This window comes from Paenibacillus glycinis, assembly GCF_009909185.1.
In the GTDB taxonomy this organism is placed as follows: Bacteria; Bacillota; Bacilli; order Paenibacillales; family Paenibacillaceae; genus Paenibacillus_Z; species Paenibacillus_Z glycinis.
Window position 1 is genome coordinate 22,340 of the sequence record NZ_JAAAMV010000027.1, and the last position, 23,899, is coordinate 46,238.

Sequence of the window (23,899 nt, forward strand, 5' to 3'; positions counted from 1 at the left end):
GGTATATTTAGGTCATGCAGTTAAACAGCACGACTGCAAACATACATTCGGATGAGGTGACCTAAGCAATGGCTTACAGATCAACGCATACTTACGTAAACCTGCCAGTGAAAGATTTGAATCGTACGAAGGAATTTTTCGGCAGCATCGGCTTCGAGTTTAACGCCCAGTTCTCCGACGAAAAGGCAGCCTGTATGGTAATCAATGACAATACTTTCGTTATGCTGCTCACGGAATCGTATTTCGGATCTTTCATCAGCAAGCCGGTGGCTGATCCTTCCGTCAGCGCCGCCGGCATTATCGCACTTTCCGCCGATAGCAGGGATCATGTGAACGAACTGGCAGACAAGGCATTGGCCGCGGGAGGCAAACAGTACAAGGAAGCGCAGGATCACGGGTTCATGTATGTGAGAAGCTTCGAAGACTTGGATGGACATCTGTGGGAAATTGCTCATATGGACATGAGCGCCATGCCACAGGAGTAAGCTGTTTCAACCGAAATTCCAAGATAAAGCCATTCGTGGCGTTGCCCCAATCATTAAGTCGACAATCGAAAAAGCTAAGCTGCCAACGCGCGCCGATACGCAATCGGTGCGCGTTGGTTGTTTGGTTTGCCGTTTTGTTATGTAGGCGAGCCCAGCTAAGGATCTTCTAGCTCGCGAAAGTCCGTTCGCGGAGGGGCCTAGTCACGTTCGTCCTTTACTATAGCTCCATACAATTCCTGTATATATTTTACAAATTCACGATCAAGATTCCATGGTACGTTGCTCCCGGAGTAATGGCCACGTTTTCCATTTATACGGCGGCAGTATGGATTCTAGCGTCACTCATCGCCTTCTACAGAATGGCGACGGGCAAATGAGGCTGGATCAAAACGGAACGCGAGGCGATATCGGCCGGCGAGATTTCCGCGTAAGGAACCTCTGGCGATCGATTGCTGAACCGGAATTCGAAAAAACCAATAGGCCATACAAAAGCCGTCTCTCGCATGAAGCCAGTTTTTTGTATCGCTTCCCTCGGACTGGCCGATCGTCTGAAAGGTGACACTTGTCATGCCGTTTCAATGATAGATGATACTAATCCGGTAACAAGCGCTGCGGTATCCTGAGTACAGAGTCTAATCAAGAATCGCAGAGGAGGCTTTCATCCATGCCGCAAAAAAACACGCCCAGAGCGGCGGTCACTGGGGCGGCTGCAGGCATGCTCTTTATGGCGTTTTTCGGGATGTCGTGGGCGGGTATCGGAATCGGCGGACTGCAAGGATGGGGAGCCTCCTGGCTGTGGATCCCGTCTTTGTTGATCAGCTGCATGCTGTTGATAGGCGGGATCGCATTGATTACGCAATCCAGATCGTTGTCGAATGCCATGACGGAGGCGGATGCTCGCTACCGGAAGCGAACGGGGAAATGGTTCGGGATTATTTTCGGCCTCGAAGGCGCGATGATCGGGATTGCCAGCGGCATCTGCGGGGCAACCGATCATTTCGATGCCTTCTTTCCCGTCATGGCGCTTATCGTCGGCGCGCATTTCTTTCCGCTCGCGCGTCTTTTCCGGATCCGGATTCATTACTTGGCGGGAGCGCTCCTTTGTAGCCTTGCCGGAACGATCTTGCTTACGATGCCTGCGAGAGTCGCATGGGGGGAGCATGAAATCGTGACATGGTGGGTATTCGTCGGATTTGGTTCGGCGCTGATATTATGGGTTACCGGCGCGGCGGTTTGGCTTGCGGGACGCGGGATGCTTCGTCAAGCCCGGAAAGATGCTTCGCGCATCTAGCGGAATATTGACAAGCAGGACGATTGCCGCGAAGCTTCGCTGCCTATCATCGTTGCCGATTGCCGGCCGGCATCGGGCGACAAGCGCATAGTAACGCGCAAAGCCGCGCCATTTGCGGCTTTTTGCATGTTGTTGGCCGGAACGGATCATTGCGGGAAGTCGTATTTTGCGTCATCAAGGAATACGGCAACAGAAACCGACATTATTTTTAAAATGTCCATGCTAGAATTATGAACGGGCTCCGATTCGCCATCGTATGAAAACATAATTGATGCTTCCCTCAATAAAGCAACATATATTTTTCAAGGGTGGAGAATATATTGGCACAATGCTTACAGAGCATCATGGGGAATTTTGTGTTTATTTGCATGCCGTCGATTTTATATTTCGTTTTCTGGACGAAATACGCGGAGAAAGCGGGAAAGATCCAGAACGTCGTGTTGTTCCTGTTTTTAAGCACGGCCATTATTTTGTGCTTGTCGTTTCCATACCGTTATGAAGGCGGTTACTTGTTCGATTTCAGGCTTATTCCGCTTGTGTTGGGCATTTTATACGGCGGCCCGAGGGTGGGAGCGGCGCTTCTGCTTCTATTGATGGCCTATCGCTGCATGCTCGGCGGCGAAGGCGTTTATGTCGCTTTGCTGGTTGCGGCGGGGACATACTCGACGCTTGCGGCCATCTCGAGCAAAACCCGATTGAACACCCGCGCGAAACTGTTCCAAGCCCTTTTGCTTTCTACCGCTCTGGTACCGATTTCATTGAAGGTTTTCTGGTGTATCTTGACCCATGCGACCTATGGCAGCATAATGCTTCACGTGTCATTAAGGGTGATCGAGTTCATCGGGATCTGGATAACCGTGTACCTGGTGGAATTCGTCAGCAGTTATTTCAGAATGCAAAAGGAACTCCTGGAGATTGAAAAAATGAGGGTCATCAGTCAAATCGCCGCCAGCGTATCGCACGAGATCAGAAACCCGCTTACGACCGTAAAGGGGTTATTGCAGCTGTTCAACGAGAGGGAACTCTCGGCGGCGAAGCGGGAAAATTTAAGCGAGCTCGCCTTGAACGAACTGAATACAGCGATTAACATCATCTCGGATTATCTGACCTTCGCCAAACCTCAAATGAAGAAAATGGCCGTTCTTGATCTGTCGACGGAGCTTCAGCAAGTCGTTAGCGTGTTGACGCCGTATGCAAACATGCAGCAAGTAACGTTAACGGCGGTCATGGACACCGCTCATTCGATTCTCGGAGACAGCCAGCAGCTCCGGCAAAGTTTAATCAACCTGATCAAAAACGGCATTGAAGCTTCCTCGAACGGAAGGGTGGATATCGCCGTCAAGATCATGCGGGAAACGGTGCTGATTCGCATCCAGGATACGGGCTGCGGCATGACGGCAGAGCAGATCCAACGCCTCGGCACGCCTTACTATTCAACGAAAGAGAAGGGCACGGGCCTCGGTACGATGGTAGCCTTTAGCATTATCAGGGCCATGAACGGTTCCATTCATGTGGAGAGTCAGATCAATAAGGGGAGTTTATTCGAGATTTCGTTTCCGATCGCCGCGCGATTGTAGATACGCGGTCGATCCGTTCAAAACGATGATGGGCGATCGCGACAACATCCGCGGTAATCGCCCGAACGCCGATCGCCGCGTACCTGAACGGATTCCCCTCATCGTCAAGCCTTCTATTATCCGATCCCGCCGAAGGAAACTTCCGTCTCTAAATCGTAAACCGAGAGAGAGAAGCTTCCAGCCGCCTCGACACTTCCTCGAGCTGATTGGACAGTCCGACCAGCCGCTTGCTGACCTCCAGCTGTCCGCCGCTGATCGCGGAAACCTGCTGCGTCGCGGCCAACGCTTCCTCGGACACCGCGCCGACTTGGCCGATGGTCATCGCCAGCTGCTCCTGCGACTTGTCCAATACGCCGATCGACGCCGTCATCGATTCCACATGCGCGATGAAGGCCCCCATATGGTTTTGCACGGACTCTAAGATAAGCCCGGACTCCTTCACCGAACCGAGCTGCTCCTGAAATAGCGGATAAACGTCGTCCACCGCGCTGACCGTGTCGTCGATTTCGATCCGGATCGACTCCGTAATGCGCGTGATTTTGCCGATGGACTGCCGGGACTGCTCCGCGAGGTTCTTGATTTCTCCGGCCACGACCATGAACGCCCTTCCCGCGGCGCCGGCCCGCGCAGCTTCGATGGAGGCATTGAGCGATAAAATAGTGGTGGTTTGCGTCAATTTCGCAAGCAGGTCAAGGATGGTTTTGATCGCGCTCGTGTCGTCCTTGAGCCGGTAGATTTTGTCCGCCATATGACGGGTCAGCTGCTCGGTGACCGCCGTTTTTTCCATCAGCTTTTCTCGGCCTCCATCGTCAGGTTGGCCGCGCTGCCGGCAATATGCCCGGTCGCGGCCGATATTTCCATGACGGCGCCGGCCGTGTTTGTAGACGTTTCCGTCAGCGCTTCCGCCGTTCGAAGCACGTCGTTCGCCGATATTCGCATCTGCTCGACCAAGAAGGTGATCTGAGCCATCATCTTGTTGAAGCTCTGCGCCAATTGTCCGATTTCGTCTTTCGAGCGGATCGCGGCCCGCACGCTCAAATTGCCGGCTTCGCCTTCGTTCATCAAGGTGCGCAGCCGGCCAAGCGGCGTCGCGATGATCCTGACGACGAACAAGCCGATGCCGCACGCTAGCAGCGCCGCGACCGCGGCGACCACCCAGGTAACGGCCGAAATCTTGCCCACCCCGCTTACCAGGCTTCGAAGCGGAACCGTGCCGACGATGCGCCATCCGTTCACGGCGGACTGGTCGTAAAACGCGAGCGTCGCATCCCGGGATGCTTCGTCTCTGAGCGATCCGGTAGAATCGGCGCCAAGCTTGATCCCCGCGTCCTGTCCGATCCGCGAGGCGTCGGCCGAGTAGATGTAGCGGTTATTGGCGTCCACGATCGCCAGCTTGCTGCCGCTGCCAAGGTCGATGTCTTTGAACTACGCCGCAATGTCGCTCAGTCTGATCTCCAGCAGCAGGATGAAAACGTCCATCTGCTTGTCATTGCTGGCGAGCACGCGGGCAATGCCGACCGTCGGCCCGGCCTGCGAACTGTTGGACGCGCTTTCCGGCGTGGTGGGTTTCTCCGAAATCCAGAACGGCGCGCCCTTGGCGTCCAGCGTCGGTTGGTACCAGGGCGCGGCTTTCACGTCGCTCAGCAGGATGGAAGAGGTTCCGATGATGGAGGAAGAAGTGGCGGATATCGAATCCTCGGCGGTTGGGTTCACCGGAATCAAGAAGCTGTCCGTGATCATCGGGTTGTTCATGACGTACGTGTTCAATCTCTCGGTCAGAGTCGTGTAGACCTGCATGACCTTGTACGAGCTTTGACGGGGGATCAGCAGCGTATCCATTTGCTCCTGTAGCACTTGATAGGTCGAAAATTGATCGGTCATTTGCATGAAGGTTCCGTACAGAAGTTCCAGTTTGCCGGAAGTCTGTTGAATGGTCTGCAGGCCGGCTTGCGACACCTTGGTTTCGATGATCCCTTTGGAAATAACGGAGGAAAGCAAACCTCCGGCTACGCAGAGCAAAATGCTGCAAAAGATAATAATGAGAAACAGCTTCATGCCAACCGATCGGGACGGGTTCAATGCGCGGGTAGAGAACGACCTCGTTTTCGTTTCGGGCAATTTGAACGGACTAGCCATGCTGACACCACCTTGCGAAAAGAAGAGAAGGATTTGTCGAGTCGAATTGTAGTGCCGAAGACTTCCTGACCGAGACTATCTGACTATGTGCGGAGCGGCGAATATACCAAATCTTCTCGTAATTTGTAAACGGCAATCGATTGTATGATTTACCTTTTATTTAGTATTTCTTTGAAATGCTTATGAATGTATCGATATTATCTATATAAGTAGCAACAAGATAGGCCGGTCATCCGACGGCTCATATACGAGAAAAGTGATAGTGAATAGCCAAAGAAATTGAATTCAGCCCGCCGCGCCTTCCGCGTATGATGAAGCTACTACCAATCGAAGTTCGGCAGTCCATCCATTCCCGGGACGTAAAAGCCAGGCATTCTTGCTTTCGGCCGGGGCGTCTGCAGACTTTGGGCAAAGGAGGCGTCAATCGTTCGCGGCCGCTGCTTTCTTGCCGGACGCACAGCGTTCGGGAGAGAGGTTTTGGGGCATTTTGGAAGCGATTACATATGGTGTTGGCCGTATTTCCATGGCCCGCGACGTTCACGGCTGCAATGTTGATGTCGTCCAGGGTGAATCGTTTCCGAATCTCGAAAGGCATTGCAAAGGAGGGCGAGGGTTAGGATCCATCTTGACGTGGGGGGTCAGCCGTCGGAAGAGGGGATACCCGGAGCGCGGTCGAAGGGCCTATCCGTCCATAGATTGGGGAGTTCTCCGGAAAGTCGAAAGAGAAATCGTTATGCACAAGCACGAATTTGCGAGAAAACACGAATTGATAACGGGAGGATACACTATGCATCCGCGAATAAAAATGCGCAGCACCCTTACGGCGATGCTGGCCTTGGCGACGTCGTTCGGCCTCGTCGCGCCGGCAGCCTTTGCCGCGTCGGACGACCAATACGGATACGACCAGCGGGACGACAAGAACTTCGTGAGCAATACCTCCGTCTTGGAAAGGTATTCGCCCGAAGGCCTCAACAACATGAGCTACAAGATCACCACGCCCCGTGCGCAGGCGAACGCCCAATTCACGGCCGATCCGATCGTCGTGGACGGCGTCAAGGACGCAGCCTGGGACAAGGCTACGGCTTACCCGATCGGCAATAAGTTTAACCCGACCATGACGGCTAACGCGCCTGATGCCACGACAGAGGGGACTTTGCGGCTCATGTGGGACGGTCCGGTCCTCTACGCGTTGGTGGAAGTCACCGGCGACGCCGCGGAATCCGCCACCGGAACGCCGAACTGGAACACCGCCAGCTACACCCCGGCCACGGACGGCCTGTTCGTCTCCATGGACGTCTACAACGACAAGTGGGGCCTCGAGACCGATACCCAAGGCATCTTCTTCTTGGGCGCGGACCCGAACGCGGCCACGGTGGGCTCGTTCAACAACCCCACGATTCCATCGCTGGGCTCGTTCTTCAACCCGAACAATCAGGACTACTCGACGCGCCTCAAGGCGTTCAAATCATCCGGCTACAATGCCGCAACCAACAGTCCCGGCGTCAATTACACGTACGAGGTCGCGCTGCAGGTCGAGGGATGGGGCGACGACTGGGACCGCGAGCTGACCAATGGCACGCAGATCGGCTTGGACGTGGGCATTTACGACCAAGGCAAATCGTTTACGTATTGGAGCCGCTCCGACTTCAACGCGGGACGCGAAGGCAATTCCAATCTGCCGAACTCCGAACGCGTCAGAAACCGCGACTGGGGCGAAGTTACGCTGGCCGATTGGAACAAGCAGTCTCCGCTCGCTTACAGCGGATGGCGCGCCGACGAAGACATTCGCTTCTGGAATTCCAAGAACAACCCCGGCGGTTCGGGCAACGGCACGGACGCGGCCAACGACGGGGACGGCAGCAACGTATGGACTCCCGCGTCCAAGGATCGCATGGTGAAAGCCAAGGCGGCCTATATTGCGATCAAGGACGACGCCGCGGCGACGCGCGAAGAGAGAGAGGCCGCCGTGCTGGAGGTCGGTCAAGCGTTCGCTGGACTGCGATGGGCGGATACGAAGTACCCGGACCCGCATGACCTGCCCGCGGTCAATACACTGCCTAACGTCTGGGAGTTCTTCGACAAGACCAAGGGCACGAACGGCATGGTCACGAACGAAGCGGAGTGGGCCGACCGCAAACAGGAGATTCTGGACTTGGCCCAGTTCTATGAATATGGCTACAAGCCGAAATTGGGCGTGGACTACAACGTCTCCCTCGTCACGAACGCGTACGCCGGAACGGGCAACGCCGCCGTTACCGCGAAAGTGACGCCGACGAACGTCAACTTTACCGGCGGGATCGAACAAAACGTGACCATTAATATCACGATGCAGACCGCCGGCGTTCCTGACGGGCAAGCGGCGCCGATATCATTCGCCGGCAGTTGGACCGCGAACGGCATCGCCAATATCGCCTTCCCCAATTGGGCGGCGGACGGCATGCGCTCCGATAACGGCGCATGGCCCGCGCTTAACCGCGCAGGCACCTTCTACAATCTGTTTCCGTATTCGCGCAACAGCGCCACCGGCGACGTGAGCATCGAGATGGCGAACGCCACGGCCGTATCGGCTTACTTGGACATCTTGGAGCTGGCCGTCGCCGATAACCAGGCTTTGGCCGCCAAGATCGATCCGAATCGCGCGGTCACCAAAGGGTTCTCCATCAACGGCAAGCTCGCCTTCGTGGCCGGCGTCTTCGACGACCGGATCAAAGCGATCGTGGCCGGCGGCGCCGGAGCCACCGGCCCGGCCAACTGGCGCTATAACGCGCAGGGCCAGGAGTTTAATTTCAAAGACACGCCGTTCAGCAACGACAATCCCGGCGCCGAGAAAATCGTCGCCCATGGCACGGAAGGCGGAGGCAACAGCTACCGTCACAACCGTACCCGCGAGACCGAGATGTTCCGCCATTTCCTGCCGTACGGCCACATGTACAAGCATGAGGAAGGCTCGTACTCCTACGGCGAATACAGTCGTCTGCCGTTCGACCAAACCTCGCTGGTAGCGACGCTTGCGCCGGATCGCGCGATCATCATCGATACGAACCTGAACGATTATAACGACGGCTCCGCGACCGACAACATGAGCCTCAGCACCGCGAAGGCCGTCTACAAGGCGCTCGGCGTCAACGGCGACGATTTCGTCAAATTCAACACGGGCAATTACGTATCCAGCGGGGATCCGCATGGCGCGGCCAATCCAGCCGTGGAAGGCAAGTACCTGTCCGATCTGTTCTACGGCACCAAGACGCTGTCCGGCGAGGAAGCGGCGAGGCTGAACACGGACCCGTATTCGCTGCATGTCGCAAACGGTCAGACGCAAAGCCCTTACGATTACTATTGGGGCGGATTCAACACGATCACCGGCGGCAAGGACGGCATCGACGGCACCGACGGCTGGTACAGCTACAAGCTGCCCGAGGTGGTCGATCCCGCGGCGATCAACGCGTCGCTGTCTTCCGCGGACGGGTATGCCGGAAGCCAGGCAGAGATCGCGCTCAAATTCGCCAACGTCAAAGACCTGGGAGGCGCCAACCTCGTCCTGTCCTACGACAGCACCAAGCTGACGTTCCAATCGATCAGCTTCGCGGACGGCTTCACGCAGCATGAATACAATGCCGATACGCCGGGACAGCTGAAGATGGCGATGCTCAGTCCGGACGGCATCACGAAGGATGAGCTCGACGCCGCGACGATTACCTTCGCCGTCGATCCGTCCGTGGCCGCGGGCACCGAGATTCCCGTTACGCTGACCACGGCGGAGGCCGTCGACAACACGGTCGACAAAGCGGCTATTCCGGTCCATGTCGCGGGGGGCGGGGTTATCACCGTCAAGACGCTGCAGGTCCCGGTCGTCACGAACGTCGGATTCAGCGGGGAAGCCGTCGTCGGCAAAACGCTGACCGCGACGTACGCCTACAGCGATCCGCAAAGTTTGCCGGAGCAAGGTACCGCGTTCAAGTGGCTCATCTCGGATGACGGCACGAACTTCGCCCCGATCGCGGACGAAACCAATGCCAGCTTGACCGTGAAATCGGCGTATGCAGGCAAATACCTGCGCGTCGAAGTGACGGGCAAGAACAATTCGGGCGCGTCAAGCGCTCCTGTCGCCGGCGATAACGGCCGCAACAAAGTCGTCGCGCTTGGCGACGCGATGCAGGACGGCGACGTGAGCTACAAGGATGCGCTGCATGTCTTGCAATATACGGTGAGCAAGGTGCAGCTCGACGCGCAGCAATTGGCGGCTTCGGACATGAACGGCGACGGCGCCGTCGACGTGACGGATGTCGTCGCGATTCTCCGCCTGTCGCTTGTCGTATAGACATCTATTCTTGCATGCGAGAAACCTAGGTTCATAGATTGGTTGGCCTTTGCATGACAAGGGGAGCTTGATCTTTTCGATTGCAAAGGCCGTCCAATCGCAATGACGACAAGAAGTTCGGGACAGGAGGGACCGTTTTGAAATTATTCGGAAGGATTCATCCGCTTGCCATCCTGGCGCTGTGCATGCTGGTTGCGTGGACGGTGCTCCCGCTGCCGCAGGCTATGGGCGCCGGCGCAAGAACCGCATCGCTCACGAGCGGCGAGGGGCATAGGGGAGACACGGTGCGCGTAAGCCTCGGCATCAGCGACGTCAAGGATATCGCGGGGGTCGAAACCACGATCGCCTACGATGCGACCCGGCTGACGACGACGAGCGAGAGCATCAACCGCGCAGCGATTTTGAAGGACTTTCTCTCGGATCGAAACGTACTCGCGGATACGGGCTCATTGAAGTTTTCCGCCGCCAGCAGCGGGAAGATCGCGCAAGCGGGCGACGCGGTGCTGCTCACCGTGGATTTCGTCATCAAGGCCGACGCTCCGCCGGGCAAGGCATTCGTCAACCTGTCGCACCTCCTGGTGACCGACGGCGAAGGTAACCTGGAGACTGCCCCGATGGACGGCGGCATCACGGTGCTTGATTCCGGCGGCAGCGGGACGGGACCAGTCGGAGGCTCCGGCACGACGCCGGGCACGACGACCGAGGACATCGCCGCCGTCGTCGATACGGGCGACGGCATGAACGTGTCCGCGGTTACGATTCGCCGCACGACGAGCGCCGACGGCACCAAGAAGGATGCGGTCGCCTTTACGTTGGATCAAGCCCAAGAAACCGTGACCAAGGCCAAGGCTGCCGGGAAATCCGCCGCGCGGATCGTCATTCCGGACGCGAAGAATGAAGTGTCCCAGCTGGACCTGACCGTCCCGAAAGCGGCGGCGGACGAGCTGGCGCGCGGCGGGCTGAGCCTTGAGATCGATACGGTTAACGGCAAGCTCGTCATTCCGAGCGACGCGTTCAAGGATGTGACGGAGGATCTGTATTTCCGTTTCGTTCCGATCAAGAACGAAGCGCAGCGCGCCGAGATCGCGGAGCGGGCAGTTGGCGCCCAAATCGTCAAAGCAGCCGCGGGCGGCAACGCGATCAAGCTGATTGCCCGTCCGCTGACCATCGAGACGAATCTGGCGAATCGCGCCGTCAGCATCGTGCTGCCGCTGACGAATGCCGATCTACCGACCGACGCGCGGGCGCGCGACGATTACTTGGCGGACCTGACCGTATTCGTCGAGCACGGCGACGGCGACCTGGAGCTTGCGAAGCCCGAGGTTGCCGCGTACAAGGACGGTCAACCGGGACTGCGTTTCGGGATCGATAAATTCAGCACTTTCTCGATCCTGGATATCGGAGCGAGTGGAGCCGCACGCCGCCATGATGCTTATATGCAGGGCTATCCCGATGGCAATTTCAAGCCGGACAAGGCCATCAGCCGGGCGGAAATGGCCGTTATTCTCTCGCGCGTCGGAGCCGGCGCGCCGGTAGCGGGCGGCCAAGAGCTTGCTTTCGCGGACGTTGCATCCGGCCATTGGGCTTCGACGGCCATCGGTTCCGCCGGCGCGAAGGGGCTCATGACCGGGTTCCCGGACGGAACTTTCAAGCCCGACCGATTCATGACCCGCGCGGAGATGGCAACCGTCGTGAGCCACTGGCTGGACCTGCAGGGCGAGACGACCTCGACCTTCCCGGATACCGCCGGTCACTGGGCGCGGCAGGATATCGCGCTTGTACGGCAGGCGGGAATCATCAACGGCTTCCCCGACGGGAATTTCAAGCCGGAGCAAGCACTGACCCGCGCCGAGACGGTCGCCATAATTAACCGCATTCTGAACCGCGGCGCGCTAGGCTGGACAACCTCGAGCTGGAAGGACGTGCCGACGACGCACTGGGCGTTCCAGGATATCGAGGAAGCTTCCGTATCGCATGCGTTCGCGACGGACGCGAAAGGGTCCGAGGTCGTCACGCAACCTTGAACGGAATCGGAATCGAGGTGGGACGCTCGTAATATTCCATAAGCCATAGAAGCGATAGCTTGCCATGCATATACAGGCAAAAGACGCTTCCACCCCGCATAAGCAGCGAGGCCGGAAGCGTCTTTTTTGATTCCGCGAAGCCGGTATCCTATTTCTCCTTCAAGCCATCCAGCATCGATTGCCCTTCGATGTCAAGCTGCGGCAGCGCGCGGTCCAGCCATTTGGGCAGGTACCACGCGGACCTGCCGAGCAGCGCCATCGCGGCCGGCACGAGCGTCATGCGCACGACGAACGCGTCGACCACCACGCCGAAGGCCAGGGCAAGGCCCATCGCTTTGGTGATCGGGTCCTCCGTGAAGATGAAGCTCGCGAAGACGGCGGTCATGATCAGGCCTGCCGCGGTGATGACCCGTCCGCTGTGGCCGAGACCCGAGACGACGGACGCCTTGGCTTGTCCGGTGTGCATGTAATCCTCGCGGATCCGGCTGACGAGGAAGACCTCGTAGTCCATCGCCAGGCCGAACAATACCCCCGTCACGAGAACCGGCAGGAAGCTGAGAATCGGCGAAGCCTGCGATAAGCCGAGGAGATGCAGGAAATGTCCGTCCTGGAAAATAAAGACGACCACCCCGAGCGACGAGGCCAAGCTGAGCAGGAACCCGATGATCGATTTGAGCGGCACGAGCAAGGAACGGAAGACGACCGCGAGCAGGACGAGCGCCAAGCCCACGATGACCAGCGCGAAGATCGGCAGCGCGCCGTTGAGCTTGTCCGACACGTCGATATTCACCGCGGTGACGCCCGTTATCAGCAGTTTGACTTCTTCCTGCTTCTGCAGCTCGTCCGTGCCGTTGCGGATATAGTTGACCAGATCCTTCGTTTCCGCGGTATTCGGACCCGTCTTCGGAATCACGCTGACGAGTGCGATCTTTTTGGACGGGCTCCAGTTCGGCGGCGAGACGTACGCGACGTCCGGCGCGGCGGACAGCGCCTTGATGACGTTCTGCGCCGCCGCTCGAGGCTCTTGCTTGCCCACTTCGTCGATGACGACGAGCAGCGGTCCGTTGAACCCCGGGCCGAACCCTTTCGAGAGCAAATCATAGCCCTTATGCTCGGTGGATTCCTTGGCCTTCGCCCCGTTATCCGGCAGACCGAGCCGCATATGCAGGGCCGGCAGGCTGATGACCACCAGCGCGACGATGCCGACGAGGAGAATGATGACGGGATGGCGCGTCACGAACCGTCCCCAACGAAGCGAGAGGGTATGCTTGCTCGCCGCGGTCGGCGGCGTTCGAAAGGCGCTGGATTTCTTGGCGGGGCTAAGGCGATGGCCTGCCATGCCGATAAAAGCCGGGATCAAATTAATGGCGATCAGCACGGCGATCAGTACGGTAAACGAAGCCGCCAGACCCATGATCGTAAGGAACGGAACGCCGGTGACGGACAAGCCGGCCAGCGCGATGATGACCGTAAGCCCGGCGAATACGACCGCGCTTCCCGCCGTCGCGACGGAGCGCCCGATCGACTCCTCGAGCTCCATCCCGTCGGCAAGCTGCTGGCGATGCCGCGATACGATGAACAAGGCGTAGTCGATGCCGACCGCGAGTCCGAGCATGATCGCCAAAATGGTGGCGGTCGAGGTCATCGGCACGAATCGGGACACGAAAAAGACGCACATGATGCCGATTCCGACGCCGACGATGGCGGTCAGGATCGGCAGACCGGCCGCCAGCAGCGACGCGAACGTGAACGCGAGAATCGCGAACGCGACGAATACGCCGATCGCCTCTGGCACGGGGCTGGTCTCGAAGTCCGTCAGCTGCACGGAGCCTCCGAACTCGGTCTGAACGCCGGCATCGCGAGCCGCTTGCGCGCTCTCGACGACGTGCGCCTTGGATGCCTTACTGACTTTTTGCGCGTCGGCTTGATAGATCACGTCCGCATAGCCGATCATTCCGTCTTGACTGATCGTTTTCGCGGAGAAGGGATCGACGACGGCGATGACCGCTTTATCAGCGGCCGCTTCCTTAAGCGTTGCTTGAATCGCTTGCTGCACTTCGGGCGTCTGCAGGGTCTTCCCCTCCGGCGCGGCGAAGATCAACCGTACGCTGCCGCCGTTCGCGCTGGGAAATTCCTTGCTCAACAAATCGATGGCAACCTGCGCTTTCGTCCCCGGAATCGAGAATTCGCTGCTTGTTGCTCCTTTGAAGCTGAGACCGATGACAACGGCCGCGATCAAGATGACGAGCCATCCGATCACGACCCCGCGACGACTGCGATAAGACCACTTTCCTAAGCGATAAAGATACCTGGCCATGCGCTGCTCCTTTTGATTTCGAGAGTGTTAAGTGTGTACGCAAGGCTGGGAACCCTTGCCTGAACAATTATACGCTACTTGGAGGCGCAAACCGAATTTCGCTCGCGGCCGAGCCGGTACCCGTGCTTCATACCGTCGTTAAACTCGAGCGTCATTTCGGCGCCAGCGTCCCGGGAAACTTCGCGGATAAGTTAGAAGCACGGAAAGGGCCGATCGACGAATCGGCCGGGAGTAATGAATCGGAGCTGCGATCGCGGCTTTTATTGCGAGGAGATGTCTGTACGATTCGCTAGCTTGGCTTGGCAGCAGCGTTCGGGATGGACGGGGGAACACGGTGACTTTCAATTGTTTTCGTTTATCTTACGGGTAGTTGAGTGACATATATGGTAATATGAGGTTAATGGAGTGATGCGATTTTATCAAGGATTTAATATTTGTTTTCGTTTGCTATCTTAGTTATCTATTCATATTTTGTTTGAACAAATAAAAATGAAATCATTACAGGTGAGATGAATATGACGCGATTTGCGATTTTTGTAGGTTGGATTGTTATTTTATTTATTGAAGTTTTCTTTTTCTACATTAAAATTCATACCGTGCACGACTTTGAAGAAACTTTGTTCATCATGGTTCTTATTGTGATTACCTTGGTTGTAGGGGCAGTTGGTACGTCGGTAACTCGAAATGATTGGCATAAATAAGCTTGGAGCTTTTTAAACGGAGGTTACTATTTGCAGAAAATAAGTAGAAGTTTCTTGTTGATTTGCATAGTAATATTGATTGCCTTTACTTTAGTGGTTCTCAATGAGGTAAATGAGAAAGTCAGTGACGTCCTCCAGGATATCATGGTCATCCGGGATGTAAACTCAGGTATAAACATCATATCCGAACAGGACTTTAATGATTTGGACCGATTATATCAAAAGCTCAATGATTATCCGCATGATGATCGCTTTCAACCCGTAAACGAACTAAGTCAGACCGAAATTGAAAAAGTGATTCAATTGAGAGCAGCATTGCGAGAGGTCGAATGGGGGCTCGGATTTTCGAACTCCGGGAACTGGAATTCTTTTACTGCTAAATTGAGGAGGTTATTGCCTCACATTTAAAGGTTGGATTTCATTCATAGGATAGCTTAGCGACGGAGGTGAGGTTAGCGTGAGTTTAGATGAGGAGATAACAATTTGTAATCCTTGTTCGGAGTGGTCCGATTGGTATGCCGATGAAGCCTCTTCGTTGCGTTCGGTTTTCGGGCCCGATGTTGTAATCGAACACTTTGGCAGCACGTCTGTCCCTGGTTTGGCTGCAAAGCCGATCGTAGATATACTCGTTGGCATTTCTGCTTTCCCGCACATCCCCGCTTCACAATCCGAACAGCTTGCAAAATTGGGCTATGAGTGTCTCGGGACAGCAGGTGTTCCAGGTCGAATCCATCTCCGCAAGCGCGGCGTGCGCTCATTTAACTTAGCAATCACGCAATTTAAATCGGACTTGTGGAACGACAATCTGATTTTACGGGATTACTTGCGGGAAAATCCGATTGAAGCCAGTCATTATGCCGAGCACAAGTTACGCGCGTGCGAAAAAGGCTTTCGTACATTGCTGGCGTATTCGGATTACAAATCGGAATTCATTTTGAATCTTCTTCATCGTGCAAAGAACATGACCGGCAATTAAAGTCCCTCCTTAATCTGTTGCAGCAGCCCAGGAATTTCTTATCCCAGGCTGCTGCTCCACTTTAAGTTCAAGTCATGGCTTATTCTCCGAAGCGCGCTGCGACTCGATCAACCGCGCGGAACCCCTCCGTCCGGCGAAAGCTCCTGAAGCGGCGAGCACCCCCAATATGACGAAAGCCGCGCCTAGGATTTGAATGAAGGTTACGGGAGTTCCGGTAACGAATGAGACCAGCATGGTCACGACGGGCACGAGATTGAAAAACAGCGAGGTTTTGCCGGCCCCGATGTCGGTTATGCCTTTGTTCCACCACAGATAGCCGAATACGCTGGTGAATAAGCCCATAAATACGATCGCTCCCCATGCCCCGATCGGAATGCTCGGCAGAGCGACAGGGTTGTGCGCGAAAAGCGAGACGGCCGTTAATCCGATCGCGCCGACGCTCATCGTATATGCGGTGGTAGACAATGGACTTCCTTCCTGTATGAACCGTCGTCCGCATACCCCGTAAAAGGTCCAACACAGGTTGCCGCCAAAGATGATAACATCCCCGATGGAAAACGACGCCAGGGTACCGCTTGAACCGTGCATCACGACGATGATTACGCCGATCAAGGCCAATCCGATGCCGGCTGCTTGCGGTTTGGCGATCCGATCCTTCAAGATCATCCGAGCCATAAGCGTCGTCAGCAGAGGGTTTAGCGCCATAATTAACGCCCCGTTCACGGACGATGTAAATTGAAGGCCCGCGAAAAATAACGTACTGAACCCCAATATGCCTACCAGGCCGAGCGCGATATACCAGCTGGCGTTGCGCTTGATTCGATCGCGCCGGATCCCTTCCGTCACCGCTGCTATGATCAGCAAGACTGCCGCAGCCAGCCCAAAACGCCATGCCGCGGCAGCGAATGGAGAAAAGTAACCGACGGTATATTTCGCTAGATTAAAAGAAGCTCCCGTGAAGATCGAAAACCCGGTCAACCTCGCGTAAGTTTTTAGCTGATCCTTGCCTCTTCGCATCTTTTCTCCCTTTTTCCCGATTTACCGCTGAGTAAAGATTTGGAAGGTTACCCCGAATGGATCGGTAACCATGCCGTAGGCGGGACTGAAATGGACTTTTTGCAGCGGCATGTTGACTTGGCCGTCTTGCTTCAAGGCGTCGAAGATGCGAACGGAATGTTCAACCGTCGGCGTCGTGATGCAAATTTGAACGCGATTGCCGAGCTGATTGGCTTGACCGGGGAAACAATCGGCCACGAACAGATCCGCATCGCCGATCTTGAGGATGGCATGCGCCAAGCGCGCCTTTGCTTCTTCCGGCAGGGGATGTTCCGGGTTGTCCGGACCTTCGCCGAACGTTTGCCTGAAGACGACGTTTGCGTTCAATGCGTCTTCGTAAAATCGGATCGCCTCCTGCGCGTTTCCGTCGAGCATGATAAAGGGGGTCGCTTGCCAGGTCATATACAACATCTCCTTCATTAATGATTGATTGGCCGCTGGCCGGGTTCAGCCGGGCTCGATTCCATTATTCATCGCAATAGTGACAGGTATTGTCATAGATATATAAAAAAGACCGCAGCGGCTGCTCCCCGGTAGATTACCGAGCAGCAGCCGCTGCAGTCTTTCGGCACGCGAAAGTGCTTTCCCGATTCGGCGCCGGCAGAAAGGCGGAGCGGAATAAGCCGCTATCCTGACATGACTTGTGTCCGCGGATCGTGCCTTATTGCCGCCACGGTCAAAAGCCCGCCTCGGCCTTGCGGCGAGACGGGCTTTTGGGCGCCAGCGTTTAAATCACGGTAGCAGCCGGCTTGGCGAATGGAGTTACTTAACCGTCTTGTTCACGAGGTTAATGTGGTCAAGACCCGTTCCGCTCGTGCCGTTGAAGATGAATTCCAGTTGATATTTGCCGCGAGCGTAAGTGATTTTCTTTTGCACGGTTTTGCCCGATTTGATCAAGACCGACTCGTTCGGAGTGCCCCAGTGTTGAATCAGCATGCGGACGGAAATGCCGCCCAGGTTGGTCTGGCGCTCGACGTTCGTGCCGAAGTAGCGCATTTCGCGAATTTTATCCAGCTTGTAATTGATCGCGTAGCCGGGATGGCCCATTTCGGCATGATACACGTCGAAATCGTCGGCGTCCTTGGCCGGGGATTCCGCTTTGCCGATCGTCTTGATGACCGTCGCGTGCGAGGTCGAGCCGAGCGTGAAGCTATGAAAATTCGGGAATTGGCCTTGGAGCGCCGGCTTGTAGAAGCTCATCAGCGTTTCGAAAGCCTTCATATGCGCATCGACGGGAGCTGCGGTAGCGGTTGCGGCGTAAGACGGGACGGCGCCGAGAGCGGACAGGGCCAGCGTTCCGGCGGCCACTGCGGCAAAGGTCGTTTTTTTCATGGATGCGTAAAAGTTCATAATTATTATCCTCCTCATGTGTAAAACAATCTATTCATTCATCATCTTGGTATTCGACGTAGACACGGCGAAATTGGGTTGCCATAATATTCATTCACGGCGTCGACAAAAGGTTACGGCCTTGATCGCATGCATGCAATTATCGGTTCTTCGTCGTAACCGGGACAGAGGCTCTGTTGCTTACACGCTTATATTACCCGGGAAATGGACGGAGTTCGTTACAAATGAGTTACGAAAAAGTAACAACAAAGTAACGATGGCAAGGGAGATTCGTCGAGCGCTCCGCAGACGTCCGGCGTGAAACCGGCGGACGAAGCAACAGAATCGTTCAACGTTTCGCGATGAATGCGGTATAATCAAGGCAGGGTTGGGGCAACTTCAACGATTGCGGCATCAGCGGAAAGCACAGAAAAAGGAGATCGAGGCATGACGGAAATTTGGGAATCGAGCTTTCTCGAGAATCAAAGGATGTGGGGATTCGAGCCTGCGGATTCGGCAATTTTGGCGAAGGACTTTTTCCTCGAACAGGGACTCCACGATATCTTGATACCCGGCATCGGCTACGGCAGAAACGCAAAGGTCTTCATGGACAACGGCATTCATGTCACCGGTATCGAGATATCGCGAACGGCGATTGAGCTCGCAAGGCAAGAAGGACTGGATCTGACCGTGTATCATGGTTCGGTAACGGATATGCCTTTCGATGCCAAGCGCTATGACGGTATTTTTTGTTATGCGCTCATTCATTTATTGAATCATCGGGAGAGAGAGAAATTTATTCGCGATTGCTATAGTCAGCTAAAGCCGAACGGCTATATGGTTTTCACGACGATTTCCAAAAAAGCCCCGATGTTCGGAAAAGGAAAACAGTTGGATACCGATTATTTCGAGATCGCGGACGGCATGAAAATGTTCTTCTATGATGCCGACTCGATACGGCAAGAATTCGGGAATTATGGACTGATCGAATCTACGGAAGTCGTTGAGCCGCACAAGCATGCGGAAAACAAACCGCCGTTTACGTTTCACATGATCAAATGCCGTAAAGCCGAATAGGCAACGAGATTGCTATAAATCCGCGAAAGGAACCACATCAATAATATGGAAAATGATATATTATCATTGAAGGAGGTTAGCCGCATGGACGTATTCGATGAATATCTGGCGCGCTTGGAGCACCCGCGGCATCGGGCTCGAATGGAAGAGGTTTTGAGTTGGGTGCCCCGGCAATTTCCGGTTTTAGTGCCGAAAATCGCCTGGAATCAGCCGATGTATACCGATCATGGCACGTTTATCATCGGATTCAGCGCAGCGAAGGAGCATTTCGCGGTTTCACCCGAACGAGCGGGGATGATCCGCTTTTCCGACGAAATCGCGCAGGCCGGCCATGATTATACCAAGCAGTTGATTCGCATCCGGTGGGAGCAACCGGTGGATTACGCGTTGCTGGAGAAGATGATCGCGTTTAATATCGAGGACAAGGCGGACTGCGCTACCTTTTGGAGGAAATAGACAGCATAATGGAGAGGTTCAAATCGGACATGAAACCGCCGGGTCGGCGAAGGAGGATCCTATGAACATTTCAGGCATTCAACCGGATTGGAAAGTGGAAAAAAATCGAATTCGCCTCGTTAAAGGGCGAACGCGCCAGAAGCGCGGGAGCCAATGGCAGAATCGGCGTGCATGGCAAAAGCTGCAGGGTGGACATCGCCAGAATCACGATCGACGGGCAGACGGGTTACGGCAGCTCGATTCATATGACGCCGGAATGGGCCGAAGACCTCGTCGGCCGCCGCTTGCTCGACTTGTTCGACGAGCGGGGCAGACTTCTTGAACCATATCGCCTGCAATTGGAATACCCCGTGCTCGATTGGCTGGGACGGCGGCAGGGCAAGCCCGTATATGAATTGGTGGCGGGCGCGCACGCGGAGATAGGGGTTCCGCTGACGGTCCCCTGCTACGATACTTCGCTCTACTTCGACGATTTGCATCTGCAGGACGAGAGCGCCGCGGTCGCGCTGATGCAGGAAGAAGCAAGGCAGGGCTATGCCAACGGCCATCGGCATTTCAAGATCAAAGTCGGAAGAGGCGGGCGCCACATGCCGCTATGGGAGGGCACGAAACGCGATATCGCGATCGTGCGCGGGATCGCGGAAGTCGCCGGTCCGGCAGGCAAGATCATGATCGATGCGAACAATGCCTATAATTTGAATTTGACCAAAGAGGTTTTGGCGGCGCTGACGGACGTGAATCTGTATTGGCTGGAAGAAGCATTCCATGAGGATGAAGCGTTGTACGAGGACCTGAAGGCATGGCTCCGCGAGCGCGGGCAGCACGTGCTGATCGCGGACGGGGAGGGCCTGGCCGCGCCGCATCTGGTGGAGTGGGCGATCCGCGGCCGCGTCGACGTGCTGCAGTACGATATCATCTGGCCGGGCTTCACGCATTGGCTCGAGTTAGGCGAGAAGCTGGATGCGCACGGCTTGCGGTCCGCGCCGCATTGTTACGGCAATGCGTACGGCATCTATGCGTCGGGCCATTTGTCGACGGCGGTACGCAACTTCGAATTCGTGGAATGCGACGACATCGTCATCGAAGGCATGGACGTATCCGGATATCGCGTCGACGACGGGGCGATTCATGTTCCGGCCGCGCCGGGCTTCGGCATCGGTTTCGACGATGAACGCGTATCGAGCCTGGTCAAGCATGCAGGTTGGTCCCGGGGAAGCCGATAATTCGCCCGCGCCGAGCGTCGGCGATGAATACGCTTCAAGATGAAAACGCTTCAACGAGTATGCCGAACTTATCATAAAAGGAGCATGAACGCGATGAACGCAGAGTACGAATTGAACGAAGTTGCCAGACTCCCCTTGCCCGGGGATAATTGCGCCATTGCGATCCGCCTGCTGGGCGCCGGCACCGTCATACATCATGACGGCGGTACGTTTTCCTTGGATTATACGGTCCTGGAAGGTCATCGTTTTGCGGTAAAGGCGATCGCTGCCGGCGACAACCTGCTTTCTTGGGACATGCCATTCGGCGTGGCGCTGCAGGCGATCCCGCCCGGCCATTACGTGATCAACGCGTCCGTCTTGGACGCGCTGCGCGCCCGCCATGTGACCTTCGCGCTTCCGGCGGAGCCGAATTTCGCGGATCAAGTGCCGCCGTACGTACTGGACGAGGCCAACTTCCAGCCTGCTCCTGCAGCACCCGCATACGCGGAGACGCGTACGTTCATGGGCTATCGCCGAAGCGAATCGCGCGGGGTGGGCACCCGCAACGACGTGGTGCTGCTCGGCGCCACCTCTCGCACCGGCAGCTACGTGAAGCAGTTGGCCGGCCGTCTGCAGGATGATCTGAAGCGCTATCCGAATATCGACGGGATCGTGCCTGCCGCCCATACGGAGGGGGGCGCCGAAACGCCCAATAACCTGGAGCTGCTCCTGCGCACGCTCGCCGGATTCATGGTGAATCCCAACGTCGGCGCAATCCTGGTCGTGGATGACGGCCTTGAACCGGTAACCAACGGGATGGTGGAGGCGTACGCGCGCGACAACGGTTATCCGATCGATGACGTGCCGCACAAATTCGTCACGCTCCAAAGCGGATTCGAAGAGAATCTGGTCCAAGGGGAAGCGATCGTCCGGGGGTGGCTGCCAGCGGTCGACGCGATGCGGCGGACGCCGGAATCCATTCGCCACCTGAAGATCGGATTGCAGTGCGGCGGCTCCGACGCGTTCTCCGGCATTTCCGCGAACCCGCTGCTCGGCTGGATCTCGGAAGAGCTGGTGCGGCACGGCGGCGCTGCCAGCATCGCCGAAACCGACGAGTTAATCGGCGCGGAGCCCTATGTGCTGTCCAAGGTGCGCAACGTCGAGACCGCCCGCAAATTCCTGGCGCTCGTGAATCGCTTCAAGGAGCGCACCTCCTGGCACGGGGCGAGCGCGGAAGGCAATCCGTCCGGCGGCAACATGTATCGCGGCCTCTATAACATTTATCTCAAATCCATCGGCGCCGCCCGCAAGAAGGATCCCGTCACGCGTCTCGATCACGCCACCGAATACGGGGAACGCATGATCGATGGCGGCTATTACTTCATGGATAGCCCGGGCAACGACCTCGAGAGCATCGCCGGACAGGTCGCCGCGGGCTGCAACTTGATTTTCTTCACGACGGGCAACGGCTCGATCACCAATTTCCCGTATGTGCCGACGGTCAAGGTCGTGACGACGACGAACCGGTTCCGATTGCTGTCCAACGACATGGATGTCAATGCAGGTCAATATTTGGAGGGCACGTCCATGGACGAGCTCGGCAAAGAAGTCTTCGACCTGACCGTCGCGATTGCCTCCGGACAGCGCAGCGTCGGCGAGAAAGCGGGCCATGCCCAGGTGCAGATCTGGCGCAACTGGAAGCAGAACGACGCGAGCCGACTGGAGTCCCTGCTGCATGCGCCGGCGCCGACGGGAGAGCCGATCGGCATCCAAGAGGACGCAGGAGCGTCGGCCTACCCGATCCGATTCAACATGATCCGCCACCGGGACCAACGGGCCAGCGACAGCATCGGCTTGATCCTGCCGACGAGCCTTTGCGCCGGACAGGTCGCCCATATGATTACGAAGCGGTTGAACGAGCATGCGCCCGGATATCCCGATACCTCGCGTTTCGTGGCGTTGGCGCATACGGAAGGCTGCGGGAATTCGGGGGGCCAGGCAGAACAGCTGTATGCCCGGACGATGATCGGTTATGTCACCCACCCGATGGTGTCCCATTGCCTGCTGCTCGAGCACGGCTGCGAGAAGACCCACAACGATTACATGCGGAATCGGATGGAGGAGATGGGCGTGGACGCGAGCCGGCTTGGTTTCGCCAGCATTCAGCTTGACGGCGGGATCGCGAAGGTGTCGCACAAGGTGGAAGCCTGGTTCGCCGAGCAAGCGGCGGCAGCCAGCGCGCCCGAGACGGAGACGGTCGGCTTGGAAGGACTGCGAATCGGCATCCTGACCGACGGCCCCTTATCGGCCGAAGCCGCGGAACAGCTGGCGAAGCTGACCATATTGATTGCCGGGGCGGGCGGAACGGTGGTCGTGCCGCAGAACAGCGAGCTGCTGTCCGCGGCGGCGTACCGCGATCATACCTTCACGGCATCCGACGTGCGGCCGTCGATCGCCTACGGCGAGCATGTTCGGCGCAGCGGCTTCCATGTCATGGAAACCCCGACCGAGCACTGGGTGGAGACGGTGACGGGCCTTGCCGCCACGGGGATCGAATTGATGATCGCGCTCGTCGGGAACCGTCCGATGCAAGTGCATCCGTTCGTGCCGATGCTGCAGATCGCTTCGGAGCCGGCGATGCTGCACAACGATGCCAAAGACCTGGATCTGCTGCTCGCGGATGATCCGGCAGCATGGACGGATCGGATTCTGGAGCTGTGCAAGCAAACGATCGAGCATGATTATTCGCCGCGTCTCTATCGGCAGGGCAATATCGATTTCCAGTTCACGCGCGGCTTCTTGGGCGTATCGTTGTGAGTTGAGAGACCGCTTCGCTGTCGCCGCCGCAGGGCAGGCGCGAACGCCTCAAGCGTTCGCGGCCTGCCTTTTTGCCGTGCTAGCGTTCGCGGTCCTTCACGCGAAAGCTGAACGCAGCCCCGCAAGGCGACGATTCC

At 56.6% G+C, this 23,899-nt stretch carries 17 protein-coding genes; 10 read left to right on the forward strand and 7 right to left on the reverse strand.

The window, feature by feature from the left end:
* The first annotated feature begins 68 nt into the window (after positions 1–68).
* From GT019_RS26125 to GT019_RS26135, 3 genes are all read left to right on the forward strand, one after another.
* A complete protein-coding gene (locus GT019_RS26125; RefSeq protein ID WP_161746389.1) occupies positions 69–485 on the forward strand; it encodes a VOC family protein in 417 nt (138 codons plus the stop codon).
* A 664-nt stretch (positions 486–1,149) separates the two neighbouring features.
* Complete coding sequence (locus GT019_RS26130) at positions 1,150–1,776, forward strand: hypothetical protein (RefSeq protein ID WP_161746390.1); 627 nt, start codon at positions 1,150–1,152, stop codon at positions 1,774–1,776.
* A 368-nt stretch (positions 1,777–2,144) separates the two neighbouring features.
* Positions 2,145–3,353: a sensor histidine kinase gene (locus tag GT019_RS26135; RefSeq protein ID WP_235949460.1), complete on the forward strand. Its 1,209-nt coding sequence runs from the start codon at positions 2,145–2,147 to the stop codon at positions 3,351–3,353.
* Between the two features lie 148 nt (positions 3,354–3,501).
* Here the strand turns inward: GT019_RS26135 and GT019_RS26140 are convergent, their stop codons facing one another.
* From GT019_RS26140 to GT019_RS26150, 3 genes are read right to left on the reverse strand one after another with little or no spacing between them, the layout of a single operon-like run.
* Entirely contained in the window at positions 3,502–4,140 is a 639-nt protein-coding gene (locus GT019_RS26140) for a methyl-accepting chemotaxis protein (protein WP_161746392.1), read from the reverse strand.
* Positions 4,140–4,736 (reverse strand): HAMP domain-containing protein, encoded by a 597-nt coding sequence (locus GT019_RS32555; RefSeq protein ID WP_161746393.1) that lies wholly within the window; start codon positions 4,734–4,736, stop codon positions 4,140–4,142. The genes GT019_RS26140 and GT019_RS32555 overlap by 1 nt, the downstream gene beginning before the upstream one ends.
* Before the next feature lie 42 nt (positions 4,737–4,778).
* On the reverse strand, positions 4,779–5,489 hold the full coding sequence (locus GT019_RS26150; protein ID WP_161746394.1) for a hypothetical protein: 711 nt from the start codon (positions 5,487–5,489) through the stop codon (positions 4,779–4,781).
* 787 nt (positions 5,490–6,276) lie between these two features.
* Between GT019_RS26150 and GT019_RS26155 the strand changes: the two genes are divergently transcribed.
* Together GT019_RS26155 and GT019_RS26160 are read left to right on the forward strand one after the other, a co-directional pair.
* Positions 6,277–9,807 (forward strand): glucuronyl esterase domain-containing protein, encoded by a 3,531-nt coding sequence (locus GT019_RS26155; RefSeq protein WP_161746395.1) that lies wholly within the window; start codon positions 6,277–6,279, stop codon positions 9,805–9,807.
* Between the two features lie 137 nt (positions 9,808–9,944).
* Positions 9,945–11,831 carry an S-layer homology domain-containing protein gene (locus GT019_RS26160; RefSeq protein ID WP_161746396.1) on the forward strand — a complete coding sequence of 629 codons (1,887 nt, stop codon included), beginning with the start codon at positions 9,945–9,947 and terminating at the stop codon, positions 11,829–11,831.
* A 148-nt stretch (positions 11,832–11,979) separates the two neighbouring features.
* Here the strand turns inward: GT019_RS26160 and GT019_RS26165 are convergent, their stop codons facing one another.
* Complete coding sequence (locus GT019_RS26165; protein WP_161746397.1) at positions 11,980–14,148, reverse strand: MMPL family transporter; 2,169 nt, start codon at positions 14,146–14,148, stop codon at positions 11,980–11,982.
* A gap of 1,158 nt (positions 14,149–15,306) precedes the next feature.
* On the opposite strand from GT019_RS26165, the gene GT019_RS26170 reads away from it, so the two are divergent.
* Positions 15,307–15,825: a GrpB family protein gene (locus tag GT019_RS26170; RefSeq protein ID WP_161746398.1), complete on the forward strand. Its 519-nt coding sequence runs from the start codon at positions 15,307–15,309 to the stop codon at positions 15,823–15,825.
* A gap of 72 nt (positions 15,826–15,897) precedes the next feature.
* Here the strand turns inward: GT019_RS26170 and GT019_RS26175 are convergent, their stop codons facing one another.
* The 3 genes from GT019_RS26175 to GT019_RS26185 all read right to left on the reverse strand — a co-directional run bounded on the left by GT019_RS26175 (position 15,898) and on the right by GT019_RS26185 (position 18,231).
* Complete coding sequence (locus GT019_RS26175) at positions 15,898–16,842, reverse strand: DMT family transporter (protein ID WP_161746399.1); 945 nt, start codon at positions 16,840–16,842, stop codon at positions 15,898–15,900.
* A gap of 21 nt (positions 16,843–16,863) precedes the next feature.
* The gene (locus tag GT019_RS26180) at positions 16,864–17,283 is read right to left on the reverse strand and encodes a VOC family protein (RefSeq protein ID WP_161746400.1); all 420 of its coding nucleotides are present in this window, start codon (positions 17,281–17,283) and stop codon (positions 16,864–16,866) included.
* Positions 17,284–17,643: 360 nt separating this feature from the next.
* Positions 17,644–18,231 carry a YjgB family protein gene (locus GT019_RS26185; protein WP_161746401.1) on the reverse strand — a complete coding sequence of 196 codons (588 nt, stop codon included), beginning with the start codon at positions 18,229–18,231 and terminating at the stop codon, positions 17,644–17,646.
* Between the two features lie 426 nt (positions 18,232–18,657).
* Between GT019_RS26185 and GT019_RS26190 the strand changes: the two genes are divergently transcribed.
* The 4 genes from GT019_RS26190 to GT019_RS26205 all read left to right on the forward strand — a co-directional run bounded on the left by GT019_RS26190 (position 18,658) and on the right by GT019_RS26205 (position 23,762).
* Positions 18,658–19,287, forward strand: a complete 630-nt coding sequence (locus GT019_RS26190) for a class I SAM-dependent methyltransferase (protein ID WP_161746402.1) — start codon at positions 18,658–18,660, stop codon at positions 19,285–19,287.
* Positions 19,288–19,371: 84 nt separating this feature from the next.
* Positions 19,372–19,743 (forward strand): iron chaperone, encoded by a 372-nt coding sequence (locus tag GT019_RS26195; RefSeq protein WP_161746403.1) that lies wholly within the window; start codon positions 19,372–19,374, stop codon positions 19,741–19,743.
* A 188-nt stretch (positions 19,744–19,931) separates the two neighbouring features.
* Positions 19,932–20,966 (forward strand): enolase C-terminal domain-like protein, encoded by a 1,035-nt coding sequence (locus GT019_RS26200; RefSeq protein ID WP_328804035.1) that lies wholly within the window; start codon positions 19,932–19,934, stop codon positions 20,964–20,966.
* A gap of 93 nt (positions 20,967–21,059) precedes the next feature.
* Positions 21,060–23,762 carry a UxaA family hydrolase gene (locus tag GT019_RS26205; protein ID WP_161746404.1) on the forward strand — a complete coding sequence of 901 codons (2,703 nt, stop codon included), beginning with the start codon at positions 21,060–21,062 and terminating at the stop codon, positions 23,760–23,762.
* Positions 23,763–23,899 lie beyond the last annotated feature (137 nt).

What these genes read in the sequence shown, in the direction of transcription:
- GT019_RS26125 (WP_161746389.1), top strand. Translation starts at nt 69, where the DNA reads ATGGCTTACAGATCAACGCATACTTACGTAAACCTGCCAGTGAAAGAT.
- GT019_RS26135 (WP_235949460.1), top strand. Translation starts at nt 2,145, where the DNA reads ATGCCGTCGATTTTATATTTCGTTTTCTGGACGAAATACGCGGAGAAA.
- GT019_RS26180 (WP_161746400.1), bottom strand. Translation starts at nt 17,283, where the DNA reads ATGACCTGGCAAGCGACCCCCTTTATCATGCTCGACGGAAACGCGCAG.
- GT019_RS26190 (WP_161746402.1), top strand. Translation starts at nt 18,658, where the DNA reads ATGACGGAAATTTGGGAATCGAGCTTTCTCGAGAATCAAAGGATGTGG.
- GT019_RS26175 (WP_161746399.1), bottom strand. Translation starts at nt 16,842, where the DNA reads ATGCGAAGAGGCAAGGATCAGCTAAAAACTTACGCGAGGTTGACCGGG.
- GT019_RS26205 (WP_161746404.1), top strand. Translation starts at nt 21,060, where the DNA reads ATGAACGCAGAGTACGAATTGAACGAAGTTGCCAGACTCCCCTTGCCC.
- GT019_RS26185 (WP_161746401.1), bottom strand. Translation starts at nt 18,231, where the DNA reads ATGAACTTTTACGCATCCATGAAAAAAACGACCTTTGCCGCAGTGGCC.
- GT019_RS26150 (WP_161746394.1), bottom strand. Translation starts at nt 5,489, where the DNA reads ATGGCTAGTCCGTTCAAATTGCCCGAAACGAAAACGAGGTCGTTCTCT.
- GT019_RS26195 (WP_161746403.1), top strand. Translation starts at nt 19,372, where the DNA reads ATGGACGTATTCGATGAATATCTGGCGCGCTTGGAGCACCCGCGGCAT.
- GT019_RS26165 (WP_161746397.1), bottom strand. Translation starts at nt 14,148, where the DNA reads ATGGCCAGGTATCTTTATCGCTTAGGAAAGTGGTCTTATCGCAGTCGT.
- GT019_RS26130 (WP_161746390.1), top strand. Translation starts at nt 1,150, where the DNA reads ATGCCGCAAAAAAACACGCCCAGAGCGGCGGTCACTGGGGCGGCTGCA.
- GT019_RS26140 (WP_161746392.1), bottom strand. Translation starts at nt 4,140, where the DNA reads ATGGAAAAAACGGCGGTCACCGAGCAGCTGACCCGTCATATGGCGGAC.
- GT019_RS26155 (WP_161746395.1), top strand. Translation starts at nt 6,277, where the DNA reads ATGCATCCGCGAATAAAAATGCGCAGCACCCTTACGGCGATGCTGGCC.